We start from the raw sequence: 26,722 nt of genomic DNA on the forward strand, positions 1-26,722 counted from the left end.
GTCCCCAGACTGGCACGAAGTCGGTTTTGCGCGTCTTTGGGTCGGATGGCTTTTGAATAACGCGTCAATTTAGGCCAGATTAGCGCCAACTTTATTCTCAAAGAGAGTCGCAAAATGAAGACCGATGTAAAAGCCCTTGTTGTTGGTGGCGGTGCGGTGGGCACCTCTATCGCCTATCACCTGGCCAAGGCCGGCTGGGATGATGTGATGCTGATCGAACGGGATGAATTGACATCCGGTTCGACCTGGCACGCTGCTGGCCTCTTGCCCCTGTTCAACATGTCTTACGCGACGACCCATATTCACAAATATTCGGTCGATTTCTACAAGCAGCTTGAAGAAGAAACCGGCCTGAATGCAGGCTTTGCCGTCGTGGGCAACCTGCGTATGGCCCAGACGCAGGAACGTATGGATGAATACATGCTCTATGCGTCCACTGCTGAAACTTGTGATGTTGCCTATGAGTGGCTGACCCCGGATCAAATCAAAGAACGCTGGCCACTGATTGAAACCTCTGACCTGAAAGGGGCGATCTATCACACCGAAGATGGCTATATTAACCCGGCCGACGTCACTCAGGCGATGGCCAAAGGTGCCCGTCAGCGCGGGGTTGAGATCGTGCGCAAGATGCAGGCCGATGCCTTCCACTGGAATGGCACCCATTGGGAAGTCACCTGCACCGTGATGGCGGAAAAGGGCGGCAACCTTGTTCCCACCGACGAACAGGTGGTGATCACCGCCGAACATGTCGTGACCGCATCAGGTAACCATGCCCAACGTACCGCCAAGATGCTGGGCATCAAGATGCCGGCGATCCCGGTCGAACACACCTTCATCGTCATGGACAAAGACCCAGAGCTGGTCAAATGGCGCGAGGCTGGCAACCCAGAACACCCCGTTGTGCGTGACGCCGACAACGAATCCTACGCCCGCGAGGAACGCGGCGGCTGGATCCTGGGTATCTATGAACATGGAGCACCAGCGCAATTTGAACATGGTGTGCCGGACAGCTTCCGCGCAGACCTGTTCCCGCTGGATCTGGACCGGATTGCCGATCAGTACATGGCGATGGCCGAACGCGTTCCATCCTGCGCTGAAAGCGGCCTGAAAGATGATTTCAACGGCCCGATCTGTTACACTCCCGATGGCAACCCGCTGGTTGGTCCAGCCCCGGGCCTGCGCAACATGTGGCTGGCAGAGGGTTTCTCCTTTGGGATCACAGCGGCTGGCGGCACCGGTTACTACCTCGCTCAGATGATGGTTGATGGCGAGGCAGAGATCGACATGGCCTCGCTCGACCCGAAACGGTACAGCAGCAACTGGATGACCACCGAATTCGCCGCCCGCAAGAACGAAGAGTGCTATGAGCACGTCTACATCCTGCACCATCCGGATGAAGAGCGTGCCGCCTGCCGTCCGTTGCGGACTGCCCCCGCGTACGACCGCCAGAAAGCACGCGGCGCACAGTTTGGCTGGGTCAATGGTTGGGAACGCCCGAACTATTTCGCCCCCGTTGATGCGCCTGAAAACTTTGACCACGACAGCCGTTCCTTCCGCCGTGGCGGTTGGTGGGAATATGCCGTGGAAGAGGCCAAAGCGGTGCGCGAGGGCGTTGGCCTGATCGATGCGACCGCCTTTACCAAACATGTCGTCAAAGGCCCCGGCGCGACCGCGTTTTTGGACTGGTTCACCTGTAACAAGCTGCCACGCGTTGGCCGGATCAACCTGACATATGCGCTGACCAGCCATGGCACGACCCGCACGGAATACACCATCGTGCGGGCGGGCGAAAACAGCTATTACTGCGTCTCTGCCGGTGCCTGGACGGAATATGATGCCGACTTCATGCGCAAGGCGGCAGAGGATAAGATGGATGAGTTCGGTTACATCGAAATTCAGGATGTGACCACGCAATGGGGTGTTTTCGCCATCGCAGGCCCGAAGTCACGCGATGTTCTGAAAGAGGTGATCAACGACGCCGATCCGGCAACCGCCCTGTCCAACAAGCGTTTCCCATGGCTGTCGGCCAAGCAGATCGAGCTGGGCATGTGCCCGGTGAATGCGATCCGTGTGGCCTATACCGGGGAACTGGGATGGGAGCTGCATCACCCGATCGAGATGCAGAATTACCTCTTTGACCTTCTGGAAAAAGCTGGTGAAAAGCATGGCATGAAACTGGTTGGATCACGGGCCCAAAACTGGCTGCGTCAGGAAAAATCCTATCGCGCCTTTGGCACCGAACTGGGCCGCGATGCGACCCCGCTAGAGGCTGACCTGCCGCGCTTTGTCGATCTTGAAAAAGAATTCCACGGCAAGGATAAACTGGTGGAAACCGGCATTCGGGTGAAATGCTGCACGCTTTTGATCGACGGGCCGGCCGATGCCGACCCATGGGGCCGCGAGGCGCTCTACACCCCCGAGGGCGAACGCGTTGGTCGTCTGACCTCTGGCGGGTATTCGGTCGCGTTTGAGAAATCGATCGGCATGGGCTATGTCAAACCTGAACAAGCGGTCGAAGGCACCAAGCTGCAGGTCAAGATTCAGGACAAGCTCTGGGATGCAGTCGTCACCTGCGACAGCCCGTATGACCCGAAAAACGCCGTGATCCGCATCGACGGGTAAGTCGATTAAATTATCGGAAAACAAGTAAACCCCCGCATCTGCGGGGGTTTTTCTTATGGTTTTATGGACAAAACACCGCGTTTTCACCGATCCTCCACAATCCTGCCGCATTGTTTCTGAAACATTAACCAATTCTAGAATCAGATCGGGATTGTTGAATGAGCTACATGGGCAAACCCACCGCCGCCGAAAAACCCAACCGCCGGACGCTGACCGGTGTCTGCACCGGCGCGAATGTGCGCACGCCTTTTGGGGCGCGGCGCGTTGAAATGGTGCGCCCCGGCGATCTGATTGTCACCCGTGATAATGGCCTTCAGCCGGTCAAGATGATCTGGAAACATATTGTAAGCGCGGTTGAACTGGCCAAGTCACCGGATTTGGCGCCGATCTGCCTGTCGCCGCGTGCCATTGGGCCGATGATGCCGACGCGCCCGTTGCGTATAGCGCCCGGCCACAAGGCGCTGATCCCCGGCTACCGGATTGCCGATGTGGCGGATAACATGTCTTATCTGATGAGCATTGATGCCGTCGCGGCCCCCAACGATGCCGCCTATGTGGATCGCAGCGACGATGAAATCACATATTACAATTTGATTTTTGAGGATCATCAGGTTTTCTGCGTTGACGGATTACCAATCGAAAGCCTGCGTCCCACACCCAAAACCATCGCCCTGATGGATGTTGAAACGCGTGAGGAATTGTTGGACCTGTTTCCAAACCTTTCCCCACGTCGTGCGGCATTCCCCGCCGTCAATCATCCGGTGGCAAAGTCCAAGGCCTATCTGCCCGATCAGGTCTAAGACCCACAGGCAGCGCAAAGTGTACCACAACGAAAAAGCCCGCCATCTAGGCGGGCTTTAATTGTTTTATTAGATGATATCAGTTCGGAATTTCGCCTTCGACTCCTTCAATGTAGAAGCCCATTGTGGCCAGCGTCCCATCATCAGCAACCTCACCCTCGGCCAGCCAGGCAGAACCGTCCTGTTTGTTGATCGGGCCGGTAAAGGCGTGGTATTCGCCCGATGCGAGCCTATCAGCAAGGGCCTGAGCCTCTGCCTGAACATCGGCAGGAACGCGATCAGAGAAATGGCCGATTTCAACCATACCCGGGGCGATCCCGTCCCATGTATCGGTGCTTTCCCACGAACCGTCGATCACGGCTTGGGTCCGAGCCACGTAGTAAGGCGCCCAGTTGTCGATGATTGACGACAGGCGTGCCGTTGGGCCGAACTGAACCATGTCAGAGGCCTGACCAAAGGCCATGATGCCCTGTTCCTCGGCAATGGTCATCGCAGCCGGGGAATCCGTGTGCTGCATGATCACGTCAACGCCCTGTTCGATCATCGCATTGGCGGCGTCTGCCTCTTTCGCGGGATCAAACCAAGTGTAGACCCAGACGATTTTAAACTCGACATCGGGGTTCACCTTTTTGGCGTGCAGATAGGCCGAATTGATCCCACGGATAACTTCGGGGATCGGGAAGGACGCGATGTAACCGATCTTGTTGGTTTGGGTCATGCGACCCGCGATCGTGCCGATGACGGCGCGGCCTTCATAAAAACGCGCCGAATAGGTGGACACGTTGTCAGACCGCTTATAGCCGGTGGCGTGTTCAAATTTCACATTCGGAAACTTGGCCGCAACATTGATGGTCGGATCCATGTAGCCGAAAGAGGTGGTAAAGATCAGGTCATGCCCGGACAGTGCCATTTGCGTCATGATGCGTTCGGCGTCTGCGCCTTCCGGTACGCTTTCGACGTAAGAAGTTTCAACGGCATCGCCGAAGTGCTCCTCAACTGCTAGACGGCCCTGATCGTGCTCATATGACCAACCGAAATCGCCGACCGGCCCGACATAGACAAAGCCGACTTTCAGCGGATCTTGCGCCATGGCCGTGCCAGCCAGACCGACGCTAAGCGCGGCGGCTGTGAGTATTGATTTGAGTGGTTTCATTCTACTCTCCCAGTTTTGTATTGGATTGTGATTTTGAAGTGTCGCGCAGGCCCGTGCCTTGGGTTTCGACCAGCGCGGTGGTGATGATGGCTGAGGGCACCGCAACGATGCCCAGACCGATGAATAAAACGAGGCTTGTGAATATCCGACCACCAGTTGTGATCGGGTAAAGATCGCCATAGCCCACTGTGGTAAAGGACGCGACGGCCCACCACAGGCTTTGCGGGATGGACGAAAACGCCTCTGGCTGTGCCTCGTGTTCGAACAGATAAATGCCCACGGCAGAGACATAGAGCATCAGCGCCGACAGGATGCCGAACACGATCAGCTCCCCCTTGACCAATTGCAGCGCGCGCCCCAACCGATCGAGCGCGACAGAGGTGCGAAACAGTTTCAACAGACGCACCAGCCGCAACAGGCGCAATGTGCGGATCACCTGCCATTGCGGCTGCAGCAGGGCCAGCGCAGGGGCACAGGCCAGCAGATCGACGATCCCCCAAAAGCTGAAGATGTATCGCAATGGTTTCGGCGAACAGATCACCCGAACCAGATATTCCAGAATGAAAACCCCAAGAAGCAGAAACTCGATGCCATATAGCAGCCGTGACAGCCCTGCCGGAATGCCTTGCACGGTTTCCACCGCGATGGCGATGGCCGACAGCAGGATAAGCCCTTGCAAAAACAGGGCTGGCGCCGGCCCCCAGTTGGGGTGGGCACCATCCAGAATGCTGACTATGTCGGTTCGAGACACTCATGTTCCTTAGCTGGTCGCGTGGAATATCTTGCCCAGAGATGCCGGGGCATTCAAGGCAGCTTTGCTGCGATCCGATGAAATGATCACCAGAACCACGATGGTGATGATATAGGGCGACATTGACAGATACTCGACCGGGATATCAACACCTGCGGCCTGCAGGTTCAACTGTAACACCGTGATTCCGCCAAAGAGGTAAGCACCCAACAGCACGCGCCAAGGTTTCCAACTGGCAAAGACGACGATGGCCAAGGCGATCCAGCCAGCACCGGCTGTCATGCCTTCGGTCCATTGTGGCACCCGGATCAGCGACAGATACGCCCCACCCAACCCGGCACAAGCCCCGCCAATGGCAATGGCCAGCATCCGAATGCGAATGACCTTGTATCCCAGCGCATGGGCGGCGTCGTGGCTTTCGCCGACCGCGCGCAGGATCAGACCGGCGCGGGTGGCTTTCAGAACCCACCAGATCAGGCCAACCAGCGCGATCGAGACATAGACCATCATGTCGTGTTGAAACAAAACCTGGCCCACAACCGGCAGATCAGACAGAACCGGAATGTCCAGTTTGAAGGATGACGGCGGTTTGATCCCGGCATAGCTTTGGCCCAGCATTGCCGACAGGCCCAGACCAAACAGCGTCAGCGCCAGACCGGTTGCGACCTGATTGGACAAAAACACCTGGGTCAGGAGCCCAAAAATCAGGGACAACAGGCAGCCACCAACAGCGGCGGCGATGAAGCCTAAAAACGGGCTGCCGGTTTCCACCGCGATGGCGAAACCACAGATCGCGCCGGTGATCATCATGCCCTCGACCCCAAGGTTCAGAACCCCGGCCTTTTCGACAACAAGTTCCCCGATGGCCGCCAACAGGATCGGCGTCGCCGCCACCATGAGGGAGGCAATCAGGACGAGCGGATTAATTGCAGACAGGTCCATTACGCGGCCTCCGTTTTGCCGATGCGGATTTTGTAGTTAGACAGCACATCCATCGCGAGGATGAAGAACAAAAGCATCCCTTGAAACGCCTTGATCGACGCCGCAGGCAGGCCCAGATTGGATTGGGCAATCTCACCCCCGACCGAGGTCAACGCCAGCAGTAGACCCGCCAGCAGGATACCGACCGGATGCAGACGGCCAAGGAAGGCCACGATAATCGCGGTAAAGCCAAGCCCCTGATTAAAATCAACGCTGATTTGCCCCATCGGGCCTGCAACCTCGAACATACCAGCAAGGCCAGCCAGGCCGCCGGAAATGCCCATGCAGGTAACGATCAGAAGGTTCGGGCGCACACCGGCAAAACGGGCCGCGCGCGGCGCCTGACCTGTCAGACGGATCTGGTAACCCAGTATGTGACGATTGAGCAGGATGTAGGATGCGATCACGGCAATCACGGCGGCAATCACGCCCCAGTGGATGCCCGACCCGGCCCAAATCTCGGGGTTGGAGGCAGGTTCATATTGCTGCAGGTTCCGCGACCCGGGGAAGCCTTGCCCCTCGGGGTTTCGCAAAAGTCCAAAGGAAACCGACGACAGGATGTGTTCGGCCACATAGACCAGCATCAAGGACACAAGGATTTCATTGGTGCCAAAGCGGACCTTCAACAGCGCCGGGATCATCGCCCACAAGACGCCCCCGACAATCGAGGCAATGATCATCAACGGGAAAATGAACCAGAAATCAGCGGGATAGAACGCGAGCGCCACACCGGCGCCGAACACCGCCCCCATGATATATTGCCCCTCGGCCCCGATATTCCAGATACCAGCGCGAAAGCCCAAGGACAGCCCGATCCCGATCAGAACCAGTGGTGCGGCCTTGATCAACAGCTGCGGGCGATAATACCACGCAAATTCCGAAAACAGCGGATCCCAGAAAATCGTGCGGATCGCCTCAATCGGTGGTTTACCAAGGGCCGCAAACAGCAGCCCGCCCGCAATCATCGTTGCAATGACCGCCAGTATCGGCGTCGCCATTGTCCAGCCTTGGGATTGCTGGGGTCGTTTCTCAAGCCTCAGCATGAGCCACCTCCATATCATGTGCACCGCCCATCATCAGGCCGATCTCGTCAATCGTCAGGCCACGCGCCGGGCGTGGTGCGCTCATCCGGCCCTCGTTCAGGGCGGCAAAGCGGTCAGAGATTTCCATGAGTTCATCCAGATCCTGGCTGATCACGATCACAGCCGTGCCATTGGCCGCCAGATCCAGCAATGATTGCCGGATATCTGCCGCGGCAGAGGCATCAACGCCCCATGTCGGCTGGTTCACGACCAGAACGTCAGGTTCTTGAAGCACCTCACGGCCGACCACAAATTTCTGCAAATTGCCACCGGACAGCGACCGCGCCGCATTGCCCGGCCCCGGGGTGCGCACGTCGAATTCTGAGATTACCGTTTCGGCAAACTCGCGCACCGCAGGCCAGTTCAAAAACCCCCTGTTGGTCAGGTTCTTGCGAATTGCCCCGGTTAGAAGAGCGTTTTCCGTCAGGCTCATATCCGGGGCCGCCGCATGGCCCAGCCGTTCCTCTGGTGCCGCCAGAATGGCCAGATGTCGGCGCTCATTTGGCCCCAGATTACCGACCGATTTACCATTCACCAGAACCGCATCCGGAGAGGTCGTAGCCTCCCCCGATAGGGCTGATAACAGCTCATCCTGACCGTTTCCGGCAACCCCGCCAATGCCCAACACCTCCCCGGCATGGACCTCAAAGTGAATGTTTTTCAAAGTGGTTCCAAACGGGCTGGGCGAGGGGATTGTCAGGCCGCGCACGGACAGCACAACGTCGCCCAATTCGCCGGGGGCCTTTTCTGGCACATGCAGGGTTTGGCCGACCATCATCTCGGCCAGTTCGCGCGCCGATTTTTCGCGTGGGTTACAGGTATCGACCACCTTGCCCAAACGCAGAACCGTGGCGCTGTCACATAGGGTGCGAATTTCCTCAAGCTTATGGGAAATATACAAAATTGCCGTCCCTTCCGACGACAACTTGGTCAGCGTTTCAAACAGGATTTTGACCTCTTGTGGGGTCAGAACCGATGTCGGTTCGTCCATGATCAACAGCTTCGGATCCTGCAGCAGACAGCGAATGATTTCCACCCGCTGACGTTCGCCCGCCGACAGGTTGCCGACCATGGAATAGGGATCAAGCGGCAGGCCGTAGTTTTCAGAAACCTCGCGGATACGTTCGGCCAGTTCGGCCTGTTTGGGCGGGTTTTCCATGCCCAGCGCGATGTTTTCGGCTACGTTCAGCGCGTCAAAGAGCGAAAAGTGCTGAAACACCATCGCCACGCCTGATCCGCGCGCTTCTCGTGGTTCGGACGGTTCAAAGGCTGCGCCACGCATGATCATCTTGCCGCTATCGGGGCGGACAAGGCCATAAATCATCTTCACAAGGGTGGATTTTCCGGCACCATTCTCCCCCAACAGCGAATGGACTTCCCCCTCTTTGATGGTGAAAGAGACCTTGTCATTGGCCACAACGCCCGGATAGGCCTTGGTCAGCCCGTCCACCGTCAATAGAACCGGTGCGTTGGCCATGACCTCTTCCCTTGTTGCCTGCGTATCACTCACGATGCGATCTCCTCCCCTGTGATCTGTCGTTGGGCCGCCCTGATCAGGCTGCCTGCCACGCCAATGGCAATTTCTTGCGGATGTTTGCCCAGACCGGGATCGCCGATCGGGCAGGTAATGCGGTTGATGTCAGCCCTGGAATGCCCCAGCGTGGCCAAACGTTTGCTAAACCGCACCCATTTGGTTTGCGATCCGATCAGGCCGATGAATCCGGCAGTCCGGCCCAACAATGCATGGCACAGATCCAGATCCAGCCCGTGGCTGAAGGTCATGATCAGATGATGCGCGTCATCAGGCGCATGCGGCACCAGATGCACCGGATTGGTGGCTACCAATGGGGTGACCCCAAGCGGCATCGGGTCGGGCAGGCGATTGGCGCTGGTGTCAATCAACGTCACATCAAAGTCGGGCAAAGGGGCCAGAACAGCCGCCAAGGCCCGGCCCACATGCCCACCGCCATAGATCCAGACAGGTACTTGTGGGTGTGTAAGCCGTTCAGCGATCCAGCCGTTCAGGTGCAAAATCTCTTCGGCTTCTGGCCTGCGGCCTTGCCGTAACAGGGCAGGCGGCACTTCAGCGTTTGCATCTGCCGCAACCGGACGGATGAAAAACCCATCAACGCCACCTTGATCGGGCAGTTCGGCGCGCTCGAACACTTCCCACAACAGGGTCACAGCCCCGCCGCAGCATTGGCCCAGCGCTGGGCCCAAAGGTTTGGCCGCCATCAGATGCGCTTGACCTTCGGCCAGCATTTTGCGCGCCGTCAGCGTGGCGTCGTATTCCAATGTTCCGCCACCGATGGTGCCATACTGGCCACCGGTCCAAACCAGCATCGCGGTCCCAGCCTCACGCGGGGTTGATCCCTTGGCATCAACCACGACAACCCGGCAGACCGGGCCATGGGCCGCGATCTGTTGGGCCAGGATGTCGCGATCAAAGCTCATGCCGCACCATTCTGGCGCTGAACCGCTTTCAAAATGGTTTCTGCCGTCGCGGGCGCATCTAGATTGACATAGTCGCTGCCATCGCCACAGGCGGCAACCGCATCAGACAGCGCCATCAGAACGGAAATCCCGTGCATAAAGGGCGGCTCGCCCACGGCCTTGGACCGATAGATCGTGTCCGCCGGGTTGGGGGCATCCCAAAGGTCTACATTGAACACATCAGGCCGGTCAGAGCAGGCCGGGATTTTGTAGGTCGACGGTGCATGGGTGCGCAATACGCCCTTGTTGTCCCAGATCAGTTCCTCTGTCGTCAACCAGCCTGCCCCCTGGACGAACCCGCCCTCGACTTGACCGATGTCAAGGGCAGGGTTCAGGGAGGAACCAGCATCATGCAGAATATCGGTGCGCAATATCCGGTTTTCACCGGTCAGCGTATCGATCACGACCTCAGAGACAGAAGCACCATAAGCGAAATAGAAGAACGGACGGCCATGGCCCTTGATCCGGTCCCATTCAATTTCGGGTGTTTTGTAAAACCCGGTCGCCGACAGGCTGACCCGCGATTGATAGGCAGAGGCCGCCACCTGTTCAAAGGTGTATTCCTCGCCCCCCGCAGTGACTTTGCCATCGGCAAAGCGCACATCCTCGGGTGCGATCTGATGGCGTTCGGCCACATGGGCGGCCATTCGGTCGCGGATCGTATCGCAAGCCGCGCGCACCGCCATCCCGTTCAGGTCCGACCCGCTGGAGGCGGCTGTGGCCGACGTGTTCGGCACCTTGGCCGTATCAGTCGCGGTGATCTTGACCTTGTCGATCGGGATGCCAAAGCGGCTGGCGGCCACTTGGGCGACCTTTTGGAACAGGCCCTGGCCCATTTCCGTGCCGCCATGGTTCATGTGAACCGATCCATCCTGATAAACATGGACCAGCGCGCCCGCCTGATTAAGGAAGGTCAGGGTAAAGCTGATCCCGAATTTGACCGGGGTCAGGGCAATCCCACGCTTCAGAACCGGGTTTTTCGCGTTCCAGTCCTGAATTTCCGCGCGGCGGCGCTGATAGTCGGACGTTTCTTCCAACCGTTTCACCAGCGCATTGATGGTGCAATCGGTGACCTCCTGCCCATAGGGCGTGGTCTGGCCCGCGGCCGCATCATCGCCCATATCGGCATAGAAATTGGCGCGGCGCACCTCCAGCGGGTCACGGCCCAGATGGCCGGCAATGTGATCCAGCACCCGTTCAATCCCCAGCATCCCTTGCGGGCCGCCAAAACCGCGATAGGCGGTGGCTGATTGCATATTGGTCTTTAGCCTGTGACTTTCGATGCGGATGTTCGGGATGTCATAGGCATTGTCGGAATGCAGCATGGCCCGGTCGGCCACGGGCAGGGTCAGATCCTGCGCCCAACCGCCCCGGGTCATCTGATGAAACTCGATCCCCTGAATGCAGCCATCTGCGTTAACACCGACCTTGTACCCAATGCGGAAATCATGGCGCTTGCCGGTGATGACCATGTCATCGTCGCGGTCATAGCGCATCTTGCAGGTTTGGCCTGTTTGCACCGCGACAATCGCGCAAGCGCAGGCCAAGGCGTTACCCTGACTTTCCTTACCCCCAAAGGCCCCGCCCATCCGGCGGCATTCCACCCGAACGGCGTGCATGGGCACCCCCAGGGCTTCGGCAACCTTGTGCTGAATTTCTGTCGGGTGCTGGGTGGAGGAATTGACGATCACATCGCCATTGTCCTGCGGCTGGGCCATCGCCGCCTGGCTTTCCAGGTAGAAATGTTCTTGCCCGCCCATATTCAGGGTGCCCTCGATCACATGGGTGGCCCCTCTGATGGCGCTGGCGGCATCCCCCTTGTTGTAAATCCGGGGGCCTTCCTCAAATCGGGAATTGGCCTCCATCGCGTCCTCATAGGAAAAGAGCGGCGGCAGCTCCTCATATGTGATCTTGCCCAGCTTGGCGGCCTTTCGGGCGGCCAGATGGCTGGTGGCCGCCACAACAAAAATCGGCTGACCCACATAGTGTACCGTGCCTTCGGCCAGCAAAGGTTCATCGTGCAGGGATGGTGACACATCATTGGCGGCAGGCAGATCACCGGCAGTCAGCACCGCAACCACGCCGTCAGCAGCGTGCACCGCGCTAAGATCGATCGAAGTGATCCGGCCATGGGCCACCGCAGACTGTCCAAAGGCCAGATGCAATGTGCCCCGGGGCGATGGAATGTCATCAATGTAACGCGCCTGACCAGTCACATGCAGGCGGGCGGCATCATGGGTATGGGATTTTGCGACGCTCATAGGGACACCTCCAGCACATTGGTGGCAGAGCCTTCAGTCTCCGCAAAATAACGCTCCAGCATGTTTTCGGCAGAGGCCAGACGGTATTCGGCAGAGGCGCGCATATCGGTCATTGGCGTGTAGTCCTTACCAAACTCCTGCTTTGCAGCTGCAATCGTTTCCGATGTCCACGGTTTGCCAATCAGGGCCGCCTCGACTGCACTGGCACGGCAAGGCGTGCCTGCCATACCACCAAAGGCAATGCGTGCATCCGACACGGTTCCATCCTCAACCGTGATGCTGAAACATCCACAGACGGCGGAAATGTCCTGATCAAAGCGCTTGGAGAGCTTGTAGCAGCGCAGCGTATCAGCCTGACGCGGGATGCTGACCGCTTCGACAAATTCGCCGGGCGCGCGATCCTGCTTGCCATAGGTGATAAAGAAATCTTCCAGCGGGAGTGACCGGCGTGTGTCACCCTTGCGCAAATGCAACGTGGCATTCAGCGCGATCAGCGCGGGCGGGCTGTCACCGATGGGTGAACCGTTGGCGATATTGCCGCCAATGGTGGCGGCGTTGCGCACCTGGGTCGATCCGTAACGGCGGATCATTTCGGCAAAGGAGGGGTGATAGTTTGCGATCGCGGGCATCAGTTCACTCAGCGTGACACAGGCCCCGATACGGATGTCATCGTCGCTGACATCAATGGATTTCAGATCATCCACCCCGCTTAGAAAGGCCACCGGCCCCAGATCGCGCAGCCCTTTGGTGACCCACAGGCCCACATCGGTTGCCCCGCCAATCAGAACCCCATCGGGATTGTCGCTATACCACGTGGCCAGTTCATCACTGGACCGGGGCAGGGCAGCATCGACGGGTACATCCGACGGCAGGTCATCGTTGATCCATGTGGGAACCGGATCGGCCTCTGCCGCCTCTGCCGCGCGAATGATCGGGGCATAGCCGGTGCATCGGCACAGGTTGCCAGCCAGTTGATCGTCATGATCGGTCGCGCCATTGCGATGGGCCGTTGCCATCGACATGACAAAGCCCGGCGTGCAGAACCCGCATTGCGACCCATGCAGGTCGATCATCTTTTCCTGAACCGGATGCAATTCACCCTGCGGTCCGGTCAAACCCTCGACCGTGCGGACCGTCTTGCCATTCAGTTGCGGTAAAAACAGGATGCAGGCGTTCAACGCTTTTGAGCCGCGATCATCTGTCACCATGACGGTGCAGGCGCCGCAGTCGCCCTCGTTACAGCCCTCTTTCGTCCCTGTTAAACCTCGATCCTCACGCAGCCAATCCAGCAGCGTCTTGGTGGGGTTGATGTCGGTCAGACAGACGGACTCCCCATTCAGAAGAAAGGATACCCGTTCCATGTGATGCCCTTGTCGCTTTCTGTTCGGAGGGGTCTCCCCCTCAACCGCCTGGACCCGATGCGACGTAAAGTCCAATGCGCCTCCCATTTCCTATCTCAAGGAAAGCCCGAAAATAAGATTCTGGCAAGAAATGAAATGCAAAGCGGGGATGAAGGACTTTCAGGCTTTTCCATATAAAGCCGCCATTCAACATTATTTCGAACAATTCACAGGGAAGGTCCGGCGCTAATCCGCACCGTCGCAATACCGACAAAATACCGACGTGATGCAGCATCATTGAAATGGGCTGTTTTCCCCGCACCCGGCTCGCGCTAACCTGCCCGCATGAGCAGCGCCCCCCGATTCATTCACCTTCGTGTTCATTCCGAATATTCCCTGTTGGAAGGGGCCGTTCGGGTGAAAAAATTGGCCGCCATGTGTCAGGACGCACAGATGCCCGCCGTGGCCCTGACCGACACCAACAATATGTTCGCAGCGTTGGAATTTTCGGTCACTTTGTCCGGCGCGGGCATCCAGCCGATCCTCGGTTGTCAGGTCGATCTGGGCTATGATCCGGCCCAGCAAGGGGAAAAGCCGCGCCCGCCCGCCCCCCTTGTTTTATTGGCGCAAAGCGAGGTCGGGTATGAAAACCTGATGAAGCTGAACTCGTGCCTTTATCTGACCAAGCCCGGGATGTTGCCGCAGGTCACGGCGGAGGAATTGGCGGAACACTCCGACGGGCTGATCTGTCTGACGGGTGGGCCCGATGGCCCGGTTGGGCGGTTGTTGCAGGCCGGTCAACGACCCAAGGCGCAGGCGCTGATGGACCAATTGGCCGCGATGTTTGGCGATCGGCTTTATGTCGAACTACAACGTCATCCGGGGGAGGGCGGCGGCCAGTCAGAAGCAGAGCGCCTGTTAGAGCGCCCCTTCATCGAAATGGCCTACGAAATGGACCTCCCCTTGGTCGCCACCAACGATGTTTATTTTCCAAAATCAAAGATGTATGAGGCGCATGATGCCCTGATCTGTATCGCCGAGGGTGCCTATGTCGATCAACAGGAACCGCGCCGCCGTCTGACCCCGCAGCATTATTTCAAAACCCCGCAGGAAATGGCGACACTGTTTGCTGATCTGCCAGAAGCGCTTGAAAACACAGTTGAAATCGCCCGGCGCTGTGCCTTTATGGCTTATCGCCGCGATCCGATCCTGCCCAAATTTGCAGATGACGAGATCGACGAATTGCGCCGTCAGGCCGAGGCAGGGCTAAAAGCCCGCCTTGCCGTCATCCCCCACGCTGCCCCGGTCGAAGACTATGAAAAACGACTGGAGTTCGAACTTGGGATTATCGAAGGGATGGGCTTTCCCGGCTACTTCCTGATTGTGGCCGACTTTATCAAATGGGCCAAGGATCAAGACATTCCGGTAGGTCCGGGCCGGGGGTCTGGTGCGGGCAGCCTTGTGGCTTATGCGCTGACCATCACAGACCTTGACCCACTGCGCTATTCGCTTCTTTTTGAACGATTTTTGAACCCGGAACGGGTGTCGATGCCGGACTTCGACATCGACTTTTGCATGGACCGCCGCGAAGAGGTGATCCGCTATGTTCAGGAAAAATACGGCCGTGACAAAGTGGGCCAGATCATCACCTTCGGCGCGTTGCTGTCCAAGGCCGCGGTACGCGATGTGGGCAGGGTTTTGCAAATGCCCTATGGCCAGGTGGATCGCCTGTCGAAAATGATCCCGGTTGAGGGCGTAAAGCCCATGTCCATCGAACGTGCACTGGCCGAAGAACCCCGCCTGCGCGAAGAGGCCAAATCGGAGGAAGTTGTCGATCGTCTGCTGACCTATGGCCAGCAGTTGGAGGGGCTCCTCAGAAACGCATCCACCCACGCCGCCGGGGTTGTGATCGGTGACCGACCTCTGGATGCGCTGGTCCCGGTTTATCAGGACCCGCGATCCGACATGCCAGCCACCCAGTTCAATATGAAATGGGTCGAACAGGCCGGGCTGGTCAAATTTGACTTTCTGGGTCTGAAAACCCTGACAGTCGTTCAGAATGCCGTCGATCTGATCAAAAAAACCGGCCGCCACTTGCATATCGCACCGGATGGAACACAGCTTTATGACCCTCCAGAGGGCGCGGTCGATGACATCGGGGCAATCCCGCTGGACGATCAGGCGTCCTATGACCTCTACGCTGCGGCCAAAACCGTGGCGGTGTTTCAGGTGGAAAGCTCGGGCATGATGGATGCGCTAAAGCGCATGAAACCCACTTGTATTGAGGATATCGTGGCGCTGGTGGCGCTTTATCGTCCAGGCCCGATGGAAAACATCCCGACCTATTGTGAGGTCAAAAACGGTCTGAAAGAACGCGAATCCGTTCACCCGCTGATCGACCATATTCTTGAGGAAACTCAGGGCATTATCGTCTATCAGGAACAGGTGATGCAGATCGCGCAGGTGATGGCGGGCTACAGCCTTGGCGGTGCCGACCTGTTGCGTCGGGCGATGGGTAAGAAGATCAAAGAGGCAATGGATGCCGAGCGGCCCAAATTTGAAAAAGGGGCCGCAGAAAACGGTGTGGCCAAGAAAAAGGCCAGCGAAGTTTTCGACCTGCTGGAAAAGTTCGCCAACTACGGTTTTAACAAATCCCACGCCGCTGCCTATGCTGTGGTCAGCTATCAAACTGCGTGGCTGAAGGCCAATCACCCAGTCGAGTTTATGGCCGGCGTGATGAACTGCGATATCCATTTAACGGATAAGCTGGCGGTCTATTTCGAAGAGGTGAAGAAAGGCCTTGGCCTGCCTTACATCCCGCCCTGCGTGAACCGGTCTCAGGCGACATTTGACGTAGCAGAGGGCCATCTGGTCTATGCGCTGGGTGCCCTGAAAAACGTAGGGGTGGAAGCGATGCGGCTGGTCACCGAGGGTCGCGGCGACAAACCTTTCGTGAACCTGTTTGATTTTGCCCGCCGGGTTGATCTGAAACGCGTCGGCAAGCGGCCCATGGAAATGTTGGCCCGTGCCGGGGCCTTTGACGTTTTGGACCGCAACCGGCGCAAGGTTTTTGATAGTGTTGATGTGTTGGTGAACTATTCCGCCGCGGTTCATGAACAAAGAAACTCCTCTCAGGTGTCGCTGTTTGGGGAGGCGGGCGAGGATCTGCCCGAACCGCGCTTGTCACCGGTTGCAGACTGGCTGCCCGCCGAACGCCTAGCCGAAGAGTTCAAGGCCATCGGGTTCTATCTGTCAGGTCATCCGTTGGATGACGATTTGCCAGCCCTGCGCCGGGTCCACGCCAAGAGCAATGCAACCCCGTTCCTGACCCTGTCAGAGTTGGAAACAAAGGCTAAAAATGGGGCTATGGTCTGTAAACTCGCGGGCACCGTGTCCGGCCGGCAGGAACGAAAATCTGCACGCGGCAATCGATTTGCCTTTGTTCAACTGTCCGATCCGTCGGGGTCTTACGAGGTGACGGTGTTCTCTGATACCTTGGAAAGCTCCCGCGATTATCTGGAGACCGGATCAAATGTGGTGGTCACTGTCGAGGCGACGATGGAGGCGGAACAGCTAAAGCTCCTCGCCCGTGGCTTTTTGCCGGTGGAAACGGTTGTTGCCGGGGCAGGGGGTATGGGGCTCAAGGTTTTTGTTGATCAGGCCAACGCCCTGCCTCTCGTCGCCTCCGTACTGGATCAGGCCAAGGCGCGCAGCAAAGGCCCCGTCTGCCTGTGCCTGATGAACCCTGACTTGCCGGGAGAAGTAGAGCTGACGCTTGCGCAGGACTACCCATTGAACAGCCAGGTCAAAGGCGCGCTGAAAAGCCTGCCCGGTGTTATGACCGTGGAAGAGATCTGAGGGGCGCCGCCCCTCTACGCCTGCGGCGCATTCACCCCGAGGTATTTTGGGTGAAAGGAAAAGGCTAGGGTCTCACCCGCATTTCGAATGGCCGCAGCTGCCGCAGGTCATGCACCCTTCGACCATGCGCATGTCAAACTGACCGCAGGCCGGACAAGCGGGGCCGCGGGGGGCTTCGCCGACGCGCATCGCTTCGACCTGTGGGTCGGATTTCAGGCCCATGCCCTCGCCCGCGATAAATCCGATATGGATCATGTGGGTTTCGATCACACCGCCGATGGCGGCCAGAATTGAGGGGACGTATTTGCCCTTCATCCAGGCCCCGCCGCGGGGATCGAACACGGCCTTCAGCTCTTCCACCACGAAACTCACATCGCCACCACGACGGAACACCGCGGAAATCATCCGGGTCAGCGCCACGGTCCAGGCGAAATGTTCCATGTTTTTGGAGTTGATGAACACCTCAAACGGGCGGCGATGGCCATTTACCACCAGATCATTGATGGTGATATAGATCGCGTGCTCACTGTCGGGCCATTTGACCTTGTAGGTGTTGCCTTCCAACGTCTGCGGACGGTCGAGCGGTTCGGATATGTAGACCACATCCGCACCACTGTCGGCCTCTGGTGCTTTCTCGGTCGCTTCGCTGACCGACAGAACCGAACCAGTCACGTCATTGGGCCGGTAGGTGGTGCAGCCTTTGCAACCGGTATCCCAAGCCTCCATGTAAACATCTTTGAAATCTTCAAAGCTGATATCCTCGGGGCAGTTGATGGTTTTAGAAATGGAGCTGTCGATCCATTTCTGAGCGGCCGCCTGCATGCGTACGTGATCCAATGGGGCCAGCGTTTGGGCGTTGACGAAGTAATCCGGCAGTTCCTTGTCACCAAATTTTTCGCGCCACAGCTGAACGGCGTAGTCGACGACCTCTTCCTCCGTCCGTGATCCATCACGTTGCAACACTTTGCGGGTATAGGCATAGGCAAAGACCGGTTCGATGCCCGAACTGACATTGCCTGCATAAAGGCTGATCGTGCCGGTGGGCGCGATAGAGGTCAGGAGCGCATTGCGGATGCCGTGCTTGGCGATTGCATCGCGCACGTGCTGATCCATGTGCTTCAGCGATCCTGACGCCAGATATTTTTCCGCATCAAACAGGGGGAACGCCCCCTTTTCCTTAGCCAGTTCCACAGAGGCCAGATAAGACGCGTTCGCAATCGCCTGCAACCAGGCCTCTGTCTGTTGCGCGGCCTCTTCAGAGCCATAGCGCAGGCCCAGCATCAAGAGCGCATCGGCAAGGCCTGTGACCCCCAGCCCGATCCGGCGCTTGGCCTGGGCCTCTTGCGCCTGTTCCGGCAATGGGAAGCGGGAGGCATCGACAACGTTGTCCATCATCCGTACCGCTGTGGCGACCAGATCGTTCAGCGCCTCTTGGTCCAGTTTGGCAGCATCTTCAAATGGGTCAGACACCAGACGGGCCAGGTTGATCGAACCCAACAGGCAGGCCCCGTAAGGCGGCAGAGGCTGTTCGCCGCAAGGATTGGTGGCGGCGATTTGTTCCACATAGGCGAGATTGTTCGTCGCGTTGATCCGGTCGATGAAGATCACCCCCGGTTCAGCCTGATCATAAGTCGATTGCATGATCTTGTTCCACAGATCACGCGCCTCGATCGTGTGATAGACCGTATCACCGAATTTCAGATCCCAGCTTTTGCCAGCCTTCACGGCCTCCATAAACGCATCGGTGACCAGGACCGACAGGTTGAACATGCGCAAACGCGCGCTGTCGGATTTGGCGGTGATGAAATCCTCGATATCCGGGTGGTCGCAGCGCATGGTCGCCATCATCGCCCCACGGCGGGAGCCTGCGGACATGATCGTGCGGCACATCGCATCCCACACATCCATGAAGGATAGAGGGCCAGAGGCATCGGCGGCAACGCCCTTCACATCCGCACCGCGTGGCCGGATGGTAGAGAAATCATAGCCGATACCGCCGCCTTGCTGCATGGTCAGCGCGGCCTCTTTCAGCATGTCGAAAATGCCACCCATGCTGTCGGGGATCGTGCCCATGACGAAGCAGTTGAAAAGCGTCACTGATCGTCCGGTGCCCGCGCCAGCCGTGATCCGACCTGCGGGCAGGTATTTGAAATCTTCCAATGCGGAATAGAATTTATCTTCCCATTTGGCGGGCTCTTTTTCAACAACTGCAAGCGCACGCGCGATCCGCCGCCAGGTATCCTCGACCGTCTGGTCCATGGGCTGGCCGTCTGCATTTTTCAACCGGTACTTCATATCCCAGATTTGTTCAGCGATCGGGGCGGCGAAACGGCTCATCGGTAGGTCCTTGATCTAGAGGAGAGGAATACAAATCTACACCAGATATGGTGTCTATTGCAAGCGCTACCTCATTATGTTGAATTCGTTAACAGTCAGGTGATTCTCTCAACAAAGGTATTATACTGATCCGACCATGACCAACCATATCAACCTCATAAAGCTTTCCGTTGGCAGCGAGTCGGTCGACGGCCTGAGCGAATGGCAAAGCACGCCACGCGCCCAAGGGGAGGACGGATTGCCGCGCCATATCACCCGGATGTGGCCACGGCGAGAGGCCGAGGTTTTGAATGGCGGTTCGATTTACTGGGTGATCAAGGGCATCGTGCAGTGCCGTCAACGGATCTTGCGGTTTGATGAGGTGATCGGATCAGACGGCATTCGGCGTTGTGCGATTGTGTTGGAGCCAGAACTCGTGCGCACCACCGCCGCCCCGCGCCGCCCGTTTCAGGGCTGGCGTTATCTGGAACCCGCAGACAGCCCCCCCGATCTGAAGGCCGGAGCCGTGCAAGAAGATGCGTTGCCCCATGATCTGTCTGCGGCACTTGCCGAAATCGGTGTGTTGTAAGACGGCGACACAGACGCGCCTGACCGAATTGTTCAGCGAACGGAACCCTTCAGGCGCGAATTCTGATCTGTATCTTATAGATCTAATGTCTTTAGCAGAGTCGTCAGGATTGCCTTTTCAGCCTCCCCCCACGTCGCGGCCTTGGACTTCAGCAATGTGGCCTGGCTTTTATGCACCAACCCGTCGGACAGGATCTTCAGGTGATTGGCGCGCAGGGTTTCACCGGTTGAGGTGATATCTGCCACGGCCTCTGCCGTTTCATTCTTCACAGTGCCTTCGGTCGCGCCCTGACTGTCGACCAACTGATAATCCGCAACCCCATTGGTGCGCAGATAGTCACGCACCAGCCTGTGGTACTTGGTGGCGATGCGCAGGCGAAAACCGTGGTTTCGGCGAAACTGCGCGGCCACGGCATCAAGATCGTCCAAGGTTTCGACATCCACCCAAACCTTGGGTACGGCGATGATCAAATCGGCCTGACCAAATCCCATTGCGGCAAGTTCCTTGACCCGGCTATCCCATGCCGCCAGTTTTTCGCGGACCAGATCTGTGCCGGTCACACCCAGATGAATACGCCCCGCCGCCAGTTCACGCGGGATTTCGCCGGCGCTGAGCAGGATCAGCTCCAACCCGTCGACACCATCCACGACACCCGCATATTCCCGGTCTGATCCGGCCCGACGTAAGGTCACGCCGCGCTTGCCAAACCAGTCAAAGGTCTTTTCCATCAATCGGCCCTTGGAGGGCACACCAAGTTTCAGGGTCATGCGCTATCCCCTTTTAACTGGGCGATCAGCTCTGGCCGGATCACGCCGCCAACGGCAGGGATCGATTTTCCACGCCCCAGAACACGGGTCAGCGCATCATAGCGCCCCCCTGTCGCCACTGGTGGGAACTCCGGATGGGCTGGGCTGGTAAAGCCAAAGACAAAACCATCGTAATATTCCAAAGTCGTCCGCCCGTGGCTGCCTTCAAATTCAAGCGTCCCGATATCGATGCCTCTGGACGACAGTGCCTCTAGCCGGGCGGACATACGGTCCAAGGCCGGGCGGATTTTCGGTACATCCACGGCGATGTCCAAAAGATGTTCCAGAGCATTGGGCGCAACTTCACGCAGGTGCACAATCTCATCCAGCAGATCCGCTTCGCCACGGCTGATGGGCGGTTCAGCGGCGTCATCCTGCAGGGTCTGCAAACGTTCAAGGATTTCGCTTTCATCACGCGCACCTGTTGCAGGTTGCGCGGTGGCGATCAGCTGCGCGGCACTCGTTTCGGCCAATCGCGCCAACAGTTTTTCACGGCTGGCCGGAGGGGAGCTACGACCACTGAAACGATCCAACAACGCGCGAAACCGGCGCGGCCGCCAGATATGGCGCATCAGGGCAGCTTTGCGCCGTTCGGTGGTTTTCAATCCCTGAACTGCGGCCATCAGAATGCCCAGATCACCGGTGACAGCACGCAGACCAAAAGGTGTCAGAACCTCGCAGAACAGAGCAAAGACCTCTGCATCCGCTGCGGCAGGGTTTTCGCGGTCAAACACCTCATAACCCACCTGCATATATTCGCTGGGCCGGTCGGTATCTTCTTCCTGTGCGCGAAACACCTCACCTGCATAGGTATAGCGCGCCGGTTCCGCCCCGCCATCCATATGCATCTGCACCACGGGCACGGTGAAATCCGGGCGCAGCATCAGTTCACCGCGCAGGGGGTCGTGGGTGACATAAGCGCGCGCACGGATGTCTTCGCCATAGAGGTCCAGCAGAGTATCTGCTGGTTGCAGAATATCCGCCTCGATCCGTGCAGCACCTGAAGCCTCGAAAAAGGCGATCAGATCGTCTGCTTCGGCCTTGATGTAGCGTTTGGCATTCATCGGGCCAGACCATCCAGTATGTTCTGTACCTCGGCCACCAGATCGGCGCGGGGTACTTCGCGCTGGGCGGGCTGGTCTTTCCATTCCTCCAGCGTCGCGGTTTCGGCGATCTTGGCGCCAAGGACTAGGTCCTTGATCTGAACCATGCCGCGGTCGGCCTCGTCCCCACCTTGAATAATGGCGACAGGGGAGTTTCGTTTGTCCGCATATTTCAGCTGATTGCCGAAATTCTTGGGATTGCCCAGATAGACCTCTGCACGAATGCCGGCATTGCGCAGATCGGCCACCATGGCCTGATAATCGGCCATCCGGTCGCGGTCCATGACGGTGACGACAACAGGGCCTGTATTGGCACTGTCCATCCGACCCTTCATCTGGAGAGCAGCCAGCAGACGGTCCACACCGATGGAAACGCCCACCGCAGGAACCTTCTGCCCGGTGAACCGCGCCACCAGATCATCATAGCGACCACCCCCGGCGACAGAGCCAAACTGACGCGGGCGGCCCTTTTCATCGAGGATTTCAAAGGTCAGTTCGGCCTCAAACACCGGGCCGGTGTAATAGCCGAGCCCGCGCACGACCGAGGGGTCAATCTGGATGCGGTCCGGGCCGTAGCCTTGGGCTTCCAGTAAGTTGGCGATCTGTTCCATCTCCGCCACGCCTTCGGCCCCGATTGTGCTGTCGCCGACAGCAACGCGCAGGTTGGCTAGCGTGGTTTCAACGTCATCGGCTTTCGATGTCAGAAAGGCCAAAACCGGCCCGGCCTGTTCAATGTGCAGGCCGACACCATCAATAAACGCGCCAGAGGCATCCTTGCGCCCGGTGGTCAGCAGTTCGCGAACCCCGGCCTCACCCACCTTGTCGAATTTATCGATGGTGCGCAGAACATTGTCACGCTGGGCGTCGTCAGACAGGCCCATCTGTTCCAACACCCCGTTCAGCACCTTGCGGTTATTCACCCGCACCACGTAATCGCCGCGGGGAATACCGACCTCTTCCAACGTGTCAGACAGCATCGCGCAAATTTCTGCATCCGCGGCCATTGACGCGGTGCCGACAGTATCGGCATCGCATTGATAGAACTGTCGAAACCTTCCTGGTCCTGGCTTTTCATTGCGCCACACAGGCCCCATCGCAAAGCGGCGATATGGGGTGGGTAGGTCATTGCGGTGCTGGGCATAGACCCGGGCCAAGGGCGCGGTCAGGTCATAGCGCAGCGCCATCCAATCACCCTTGCCGTCCTCGTCTGCCTCTTGCCAGGCAAAAACGCCCTCGTTCGGGCGGTCCACATCGGGCAGGAATTTTCCCAGCGCTTCCACCGTTTCCACGGCCGAACTTTCCAGCGCGTCAAAGCCGTATCGATGATACACGCCCGCAATCGCATCCAACATGGATTTGCGTCCGGTGACTTCGGCACCGAAATAGTCACGAAAGCCTTTCGGCGTTTCGGCCTTGGGGCGGGGGGCTTTTTTCTGCTTGGCCATGGCTGTCCCTTGGGATCACGTTCGCGCCGGGGTTTAGCCCGACCGCGCCCGAGGGGCAAGCAGAGTTCAAAGTGGCAGTTCAGTTGTTGCTTTCAGCTCTTTTAGGGAAAAGCTGGATACCACCGATTGCACAAGCGGATTGCCCAGCAGATAACTGCTGCTGAACTCTTCATAAGCAGCGACATCCGATGTGCGCATTTTAAGGATATAATCCGTCGCCCCCGACAGAATATGGGCTTCCATGATCTCGGGACGGTCATTGATCAGCTTGGCAAACTCCGACAGTGATTCCGGGCTGTTGTCCTTGAGCGACACGCTGGCATAGACACAGAGACTGGCGTTCACTGCCTTCGGGTTCAGGATCGCCCGTCGGCCCATCACGACCCCGCCCGCATCCAATTCCTGCAGTTTTCGCCAGACTGTGCTTTGCGCCATGTCGCAACGCGCAGCCAGTTCTGCCAGAGATTGGGCTGAGTTTCTCTGAATTTCCCGAAGTATCTTTCTTTCTGTGTCAGATAATTTCATTTTTACGATTGTAGCGGAAAATTAATCCGAAATCGAATCCCTTTATGAGAGGATTGTAAAAACTGTTCGTCGATAAAGGGTTACATTGCGAAAAAGGCGAAAAAGATGGCTTTTATACGTGCATTTCCACAAGCTCTCCGATCGCAATGGGTTTCGAATATACATGGCCGAAAACGGCGCGGTTTTAGCGGGTGTTAAACGCGCACGACCTGAACGGAGTGCGCAGCCAGCCATGGTATAGGGCGATTTTAACCTGCCATTTGATATCGCCGGGTGAACCTTGTTGATAACAGCTTGCCCAACCCAAACCGCCGCGTTATCTCAACCCTATGGACCGGATGACCCAGCTTGAAGAAACCATCGCCCACCTGACCCACACGGTCGAGGACCTTTCAGATATCGTTTCCCGCCAGGAACGTGAAATTTCGATTTTGACCCGACGGGTTGAAATGCTGTTGAACCGTGAAGCAGAACGTGAATTGGACACTGGCGGTTCCATCCCGCTGGCGGACCAGAAACCCCCGCATTGGTAAAACCACGTCATTGATAGGGTTGATTTGTCTCGTAGCTCTGGCTGCAACAGCAACCAGATCACTAAGGTCTGACGCGTAAAGCGGGCTTTCCTCGACAGCTCTGATCTGTTAACCTTTTGGCAAGAATAAAAAGCAGGACGAGCAGGTATGAAGACGGGCTATCGCGGCACGTTTGTCATTGCATGGCATCAAATACGGTTGAATGGCTGGCCGGGCGCTGATCCCGGGCAATTGAAAGCTGGTGCCCAAATGCGCTGGCACGGTCAAGCTATGCGAATTGATGGCATGCGCGATGTTCTGCCATTGCAATCTTCTGACGATATGAGTGTCCATCACCGTGCCGCGCAGCGCGTGCGTCAGGTGTTGGGGGCTGTGATTGATGTACCGGATTTCATCACAAAGGATGAGAGTAGCGCAGAGTATGAGGGATCAAATTTGATTTTAACCGACGGCCAGGTGGATTATCAGCTATCAATTGTTGATGCCCCGGGTGTGTCAGTGCCGCTTTTGATGGCACAGGACAATGTGCCGCCGGCAAATGTGGATCTTCAGGTTCTGCATTGCAGCCGCACTGCCAAGCGCCCGCTTAAATCAGATCTGATGGGGGCAGGGGTGATCTGCTTTACCCCGGGCACACGGATTTTAACGCCGTATGGGCCTGTTTGTGTGGAGCATCTGTCCGAAGGCGATCGGGTGCTGACCCGGGATGACGGGGTGCAAGATATTCGCTGGATTGGGCGGCGGCGCATGACCGGTGCCCGGCTATATGCAATGCCGCATTTGTGCCCCGTGCGCATCCAGGCCGGGGCCTTGGGCGAAAGTGCACCAGAACAGGATCTGATCGTGTCACCAGATCACCGCATGTTGTTGCGCGGCACACGTGCGCAGGAGCTGTTTAACACGGACGAAGTGCTCGTCACCGCGCGCGATCTTGTTAATGACCGGAGTATTTCCACAATACGCGGTTTGCGAGAGGTCACATATATCCATCTTGCACTGGACAGGCATCAGATCATCTGGGCCAATGGGATGGATACAGAGACCTTCCATCCGGCCGGTTGCGATCCCGCCCTTTTGGCAAACACCCAGCGCGAACAGCTCCATGAGAAATTCCCAGGGGTCGCAGGCGATCCCTTTGCATATGGCGATTTTGCCCGCCGTTTGCTGAACCGCGCCGAAGCCATGATTTTTCGCACAGATATGGGACTTCCGGCCTGATCGGGCATTGACTCATCCTGAAAGCAAGCATAGAAGCCGCCCGTTCCCGGTCTGAAAAGGCCGGGGCATTCATTTGGTGTTGGTGGCCCCCGCAAGGGGATGCCTGTCAGCCGCAAGGCAAAGGACAACGCCCTTCGAAACCTTATGAAGGAGATCAGCCGTGACCAAACGCACCGCTGCCAAGTACAAAATCGACCGCCGGATGGGCGAAAACATCTGGGGTCGTCCGAAATCCCCGGTCAACCGTCGTGAATACGGCCCCGGCCAGCACGGTCAGCGCCGCAAGGGCAAATTGTCCGACTTCGGCCTGCAGCTGCGCGCCAAGCAAAAGCTGAAAGGTTACTACGGCGACCTGACCGAGAAGCAATTCAAGCGCATCTTTAAAGAAGCGTCCCGTGTCAAAGGCGACACAGGTGAAAACCTGATCGGCCTGCTGGAGCGTCGTCTGGACGCCGTCGTTTACCGCGCCAAGTTCGTTGCCACCATGTTTGCAGCCCGTCAGTTCGTGAACCACGGCCACGTGCGCGTGAACGGCCAAAAGGTCAACATCCCCTCCTACCGTGTGCAAGAGGGTGACGTGATCGAGGTTCGCAACCGTTCCAAGCAGCTGACTGTTCTGCTGGAGGCCGTCCAATTGGCCGAACGTGATGTGCCCGATTACATCGACGCCGACCACTCCAAAATGACCGCCACCTTCGTGCGCACCCCCGGCCTGGGCGACGTGCCATACCCGGTCATGATGGAACCGAACCTGGTGATCGAATACTACGCTCAGAACTAAGGTTCAGATCGTGTCAATAATACGGAAAAGCCGCCCTTGGGGCGGCTTTTTTGTTACTGGAAAGA

General features: G+C 57.7%; 20 protein-coding genes. 7 read left to right on the forward strand and 13 right to left on the reverse strand.

What is annotated here, in order from left to right:
• The first annotated feature begins 114 nt into the window (after positions 1-114).
• Positions 115-2,622, forward strand: a complete 2,508-nt coding sequence (locus tag AC2D8P_RS06765) for a GcvT family protein (RefSeq protein ID WP_484701513.1) — start codon at positions 115-117, stop codon at positions 2,620-2,622.
• A 158-nt stretch (positions 2,623-2,780) separates the two neighbouring features.
• Positions 2,781-3,422: a Hint domain-containing protein gene (locus AC2D8P_RS06770; protein WP_484701514.1), complete on the forward strand. Its 642-nt coding sequence runs from the start codon at positions 2,781-2,783 to the stop codon at positions 3,420-3,422.
• A gap of 79 nt (positions 3,423-3,501) precedes the next feature.
• On the opposite strand, the gene AC2D8P_RS06775 is transcribed toward AC2D8P_RS06770, so the two are convergent.
• The 8 genes from AC2D8P_RS06775 to AC2D8P_RS06810 are packed head-to-tail and all read right to left on the reverse strand — an operon-like array spanning position 3,502 to position 13,504.
• A complete protein-coding gene (locus tag AC2D8P_RS06775; protein WP_484701515.1) occupies positions 3,502-4,575 on the reverse strand; it encodes a BMP family ABC transporter substrate-binding protein in 1,074 nt (357 codons plus the stop codon).
• Position 4,576: 1 nt separating this feature from the next.
• A complete protein-coding gene (locus tag AC2D8P_RS06780) occupies positions 4,577-5,326 on the reverse strand; it encodes an ion transporter (protein ID WP_484701516.1) in 750 nt (249 codons plus the stop codon).
• A 9-nt stretch (positions 5,327-5,335) separates the two neighbouring features.
• Positions 5,336-6,268, reverse strand: a complete 933-nt coding sequence (locus AC2D8P_RS06785; protein ID WP_484701517.1) for an ABC transporter permease — start codon at positions 6,266-6,268, stop codon at positions 5,336-5,338.
• The gene (locus AC2D8P_RS06790; RefSeq protein WP_484701518.1) at positions 6,268-7,350 is read right to left on the reverse strand and encodes an ABC transporter permease; all 1,083 of its coding nucleotides are present in this window, start codon (positions 7,348-7,350) and stop codon (positions 6,268-6,270) included. Before AC2D8P_RS06790 ends, AC2D8P_RS06785 begins: the two co-directional genes overlap by 1 nt.
• On the reverse strand, positions 7,337-8,866 hold the full coding sequence (locus AC2D8P_RS06795) for an ABC transporter ATP-binding protein (RefSeq protein WP_484701537.1): 1,530 nt from the start codon (positions 8,864-8,866) through the stop codon (positions 7,337-7,339). Before AC2D8P_RS06795 ends, AC2D8P_RS06790 begins: the two co-directional genes overlap by 14 nt.
• Positions 8,867-8,895: 29 nt before the next feature.
• Positions 8,896-9,843, reverse strand: coding sequence for a xanthine dehydrogenase accessory protein XdhC (xdhC, locus tag AC2D8P_RS06800; RefSeq protein ID WP_484701519.1), 948 nt, complete (start codon positions 9,841-9,843; stop codon positions 8,896-8,898).
• The gene (gene xdhB / locus AC2D8P_RS06805) at positions 9,840-12,143 is read right to left on the reverse strand and encodes a xanthine dehydrogenase molybdopterin binding subunit (protein ID WP_484701520.1); all 2,304 of its coding nucleotides are present in this window, start codon (positions 12,141-12,143) and stop codon (positions 9,840-9,842) included. Before xdhB ends, xdhC begins: the two co-directional genes overlap by 4 nt.
• Positions 12,140-13,504: a xanthine dehydrogenase small subunit gene (locus tag AC2D8P_RS06810; RefSeq protein ID WP_484701521.1), complete on the reverse strand. Its 1,365-nt coding sequence runs from the start codon at positions 13,502-13,504 to the stop codon at positions 12,140-12,142. Before AC2D8P_RS06810 ends, xdhB begins: the two co-directional genes overlap by 4 nt.
• Before the next feature lie 324 nt (positions 13,505-13,828).
• On the opposite strand from AC2D8P_RS06810, the gene dnaE reads away from it, so the two are divergent.
• The gene (gene dnaE, locus AC2D8P_RS06815; protein WP_484701522.1) at positions 13,829-17,341 is read left to right on the forward strand and encodes a DNA polymerase III subunit alpha; all 3,513 of its coding nucleotides are present in this window, start codon (positions 13,829-13,831) and stop codon (positions 17,339-17,341) included.
• Positions 17,342-17,413: 72 nt separating this feature from the next.
• Here dnaE and AC2D8P_RS06820 read toward each other — a convergent pair whose 3' ends face one another.
• On the reverse strand, positions 17,414-19,678 hold the full coding sequence (locus AC2D8P_RS06820; RefSeq protein ID WP_484701523.1) for an adenosylcobalamin-dependent ribonucleoside-diphosphate reductase: 2,265 nt from the start codon (positions 19,676-19,678) through the stop codon (positions 17,414-17,416).
• A 136-nt stretch (positions 19,679-19,814) separates the two neighbouring features.
• Here AC2D8P_RS06820 and AC2D8P_RS06825 point away from each other — a divergent pair, with 136 nt between their 5' ends.
• Positions 19,815-20,246: a DUF1489 family protein gene (locus AC2D8P_RS06825; protein ID WP_484701524.1), complete on the forward strand. Its 432-nt coding sequence runs from the start codon at positions 19,815-19,817 to the stop codon at positions 20,244-20,246.
• 74 nt (positions 20,247-20,320) lie between these two features.
• On the opposite strand, the gene hisG is transcribed toward AC2D8P_RS06825, so the two are convergent.
• The 4 genes from hisG to AC2D8P_RS06845 all read right to left on the reverse strand — a co-directional run bounded on the left by hisG (position 20,321) and on the right by AC2D8P_RS06845 (position 24,125).
• Positions 20,321-21,013 (reverse strand): ATP phosphoribosyltransferase, encoded by a 693-nt coding sequence (gene hisG, locus AC2D8P_RS06830; RefSeq protein WP_484701525.1) that lies wholly within the window; start codon positions 21,011-21,013, stop codon positions 20,321-20,323.
• The gene (locus tag AC2D8P_RS06835) at positions 21,010-22,116 is read right to left on the reverse strand and encodes an ATP phosphoribosyltransferase regulatory subunit (RefSeq protein WP_484701526.1); all 1,107 of its coding nucleotides are present in this window, start codon (positions 22,114-22,116) and stop codon (positions 21,010-21,012) included. The genes hisG and AC2D8P_RS06835 overlap by 4 nt, the downstream gene beginning before the upstream one ends.
• Complete coding sequence (gene hisS / locus AC2D8P_RS06840) at positions 22,113-23,600, reverse strand: histidine--tRNA ligase (protein ID WP_484701527.1); 1,488 nt, start codon at positions 23,598-23,600, stop codon at positions 22,113-22,115. Before hisS ends, AC2D8P_RS06835 begins: the two co-directional genes overlap by 4 nt.
• A gap of 66 nt (positions 23,601-23,666) precedes the next feature.
• Positions 23,667-24,125 carry an Lrp/AsnC family transcriptional regulator gene (locus AC2D8P_RS06845; protein ID WP_484701528.1) on the reverse strand — a complete coding sequence of 153 codons (459 nt, stop codon included), beginning with the start codon at positions 24,123-24,125 and terminating at the stop codon, positions 23,667-23,669.
• A gap of 338 nt (positions 24,126-24,463) precedes the next feature.
• Here AC2D8P_RS06845 and AC2D8P_RS06850 point away from each other — a divergent pair, with 338 nt between their 5' ends.
• The 3 genes from AC2D8P_RS06850 to rpsD all read left to right on the forward strand — a co-directional run bounded on the left by AC2D8P_RS06850 (position 24,464) and on the right by rpsD (position 26,657).
• On the forward strand, positions 24,464-24,658 hold the full coding sequence (locus tag AC2D8P_RS06850; RefSeq protein ID WP_484701529.1) for a SlyX family protein: 195 nt from the start codon (positions 24,464-24,466) through the stop codon (positions 24,656-24,658).
• A 147-nt stretch (positions 24,659-24,805) separates the two neighbouring features.
• Positions 24,806-25,876 carry a Hint domain-containing protein gene (locus AC2D8P_RS06855; RefSeq protein ID WP_484701530.1) on the forward strand — a complete coding sequence of 357 codons (1,071 nt, stop codon included), beginning with the start codon at positions 24,806-24,808 and terminating at the stop codon, positions 25,874-25,876.
• A 160-nt stretch (positions 25,877-26,036) separates the two neighbouring features.
• Positions 26,037-26,657 carry a 30S ribosomal protein S4 gene (gene rpsD / locus AC2D8P_RS06860; RefSeq protein WP_484701531.1) on the forward strand — a complete coding sequence of 207 codons (621 nt, stop codon included), beginning with the start codon at positions 26,037-26,039 and terminating at the stop codon, positions 26,655-26,657.
• The last annotated feature ends 65 nt before the right edge of the window (positions 26,658-26,722 follow it).

It is taken from the genome of Roseovarius sp. YIN77, from assembly GCF_057219155.1.

Bases quoted from the DNA above. Each gene is read 5' to 3' on its own strand.
- hisS (WP_484701527.1), bottom strand. From the start codon at position 23,600: ATGGCCAAGCAGAAAAAAGCCCCCCGCCCCAAGGCCGAAACGCCGAAA.
- AC2D8P_RS06785 (WP_484701517.1), bottom strand. From the start codon at position 6,268: ATGGACCTGTCTGCAATTAATCCGCTCGTCCTGATTGCCTCCCTCATG.
- AC2D8P_RS06770 (WP_484701514.1), top strand. From the start codon at position 2,781: ATGAGCTACATGGGCAAACCCACCGCCGCCGAAAAACCCAACCGCCGG.
- AC2D8P_RS06845 (WP_484701528.1), bottom strand. From the start codon at position 24,125: ATGAAATTATCTGACACAGAAAGAAAGATACTTCGGGAAATTCAGAGA.
- AC2D8P_RS06775 (WP_484701515.1), bottom strand. From the start codon at position 4,575: ATGAAACCACTCAAATCAATACTCACAGCCGCCGCGCTTAGCGTCGGT.
- AC2D8P_RS06825 (WP_484701524.1), top strand. From the start codon at position 19,815: ATGACCAACCATATCAACCTCATAAAGCTTTCCGTTGGCAGCGAGTCG.
- hisG (WP_484701525.1), bottom strand. From the start codon at position 21,013: ATGACCCTGAAACTTGGTGTGCCCTCCAAGGGCCGATTGATGGAAAAG.
- AC2D8P_RS06765 (WP_484701513.1), top strand. From the start codon at position 115: ATGAAGACCGATGTAAAAGCCCTTGTTGTTGGTGGCGGTGCGGTGGGC.
- xdhC (WP_484701519.1), bottom strand. From the start codon at position 9,843: ATGAGCTTTGATCGCGACATCCTGGCCCAACAGATCGCGGCCCATGGC.
- AC2D8P_RS06850 (WP_484701529.1), top strand. From the start codon at position 24,464: ATGACCCAGCTTGAAGAAACCATCGCCCACCTGACCCACACGGTCGAG.
- AC2D8P_RS06795 (WP_484701537.1), bottom strand. From the start codon at position 8,866: ATGGCCAACGCACCGGTTCTATTGACGGTGGACGGGCTGACCAAGGCC.
- AC2D8P_RS06835 (WP_484701526.1), bottom strand. From the start codon at position 22,116: ATGAATGCCAAACGCTACATCAAGGCCGAAGCAGACGATCTGATCGCC.
- AC2D8P_RS06810 (WP_484701521.1), bottom strand. From the start codon at position 13,504: ATGGAACGGGTATCCTTTCTTCTGAATGGGGAGTCCGTCTGTCTGACC.
- AC2D8P_RS06820 (WP_484701523.1), bottom strand. From the start codon at position 19,678: ATGAGCCGTTTCGCCGCCCCGATCGCTGAACAAATCTGGGATATGAAG.
- AC2D8P_RS06790 (WP_484701518.1), bottom strand. From the start codon at position 7,350: ATGCTGAGGCTTGAGAAACGACCCCAGCAATCCCAAGGCTGGACAATG.
- AC2D8P_RS06855 (WP_484701530.1), top strand. From the start codon at position 24,806: ATGAAGACGGGCTATCGCGGCACGTTTGTCATTGCATGGCATCAAATA.
- xdhB (WP_484701520.1), bottom strand. From the start codon at position 12,143: ATGAGCGTCGCAAAATCCCATACCCATGATGCCGCCCGCCTGCATGTG.
- dnaE (WP_484701522.1), top strand. From the start codon at position 13,829: ATGAGCAGCGCCCCCCGATTCATTCACCTTCGTGTTCATTCCGAATAT.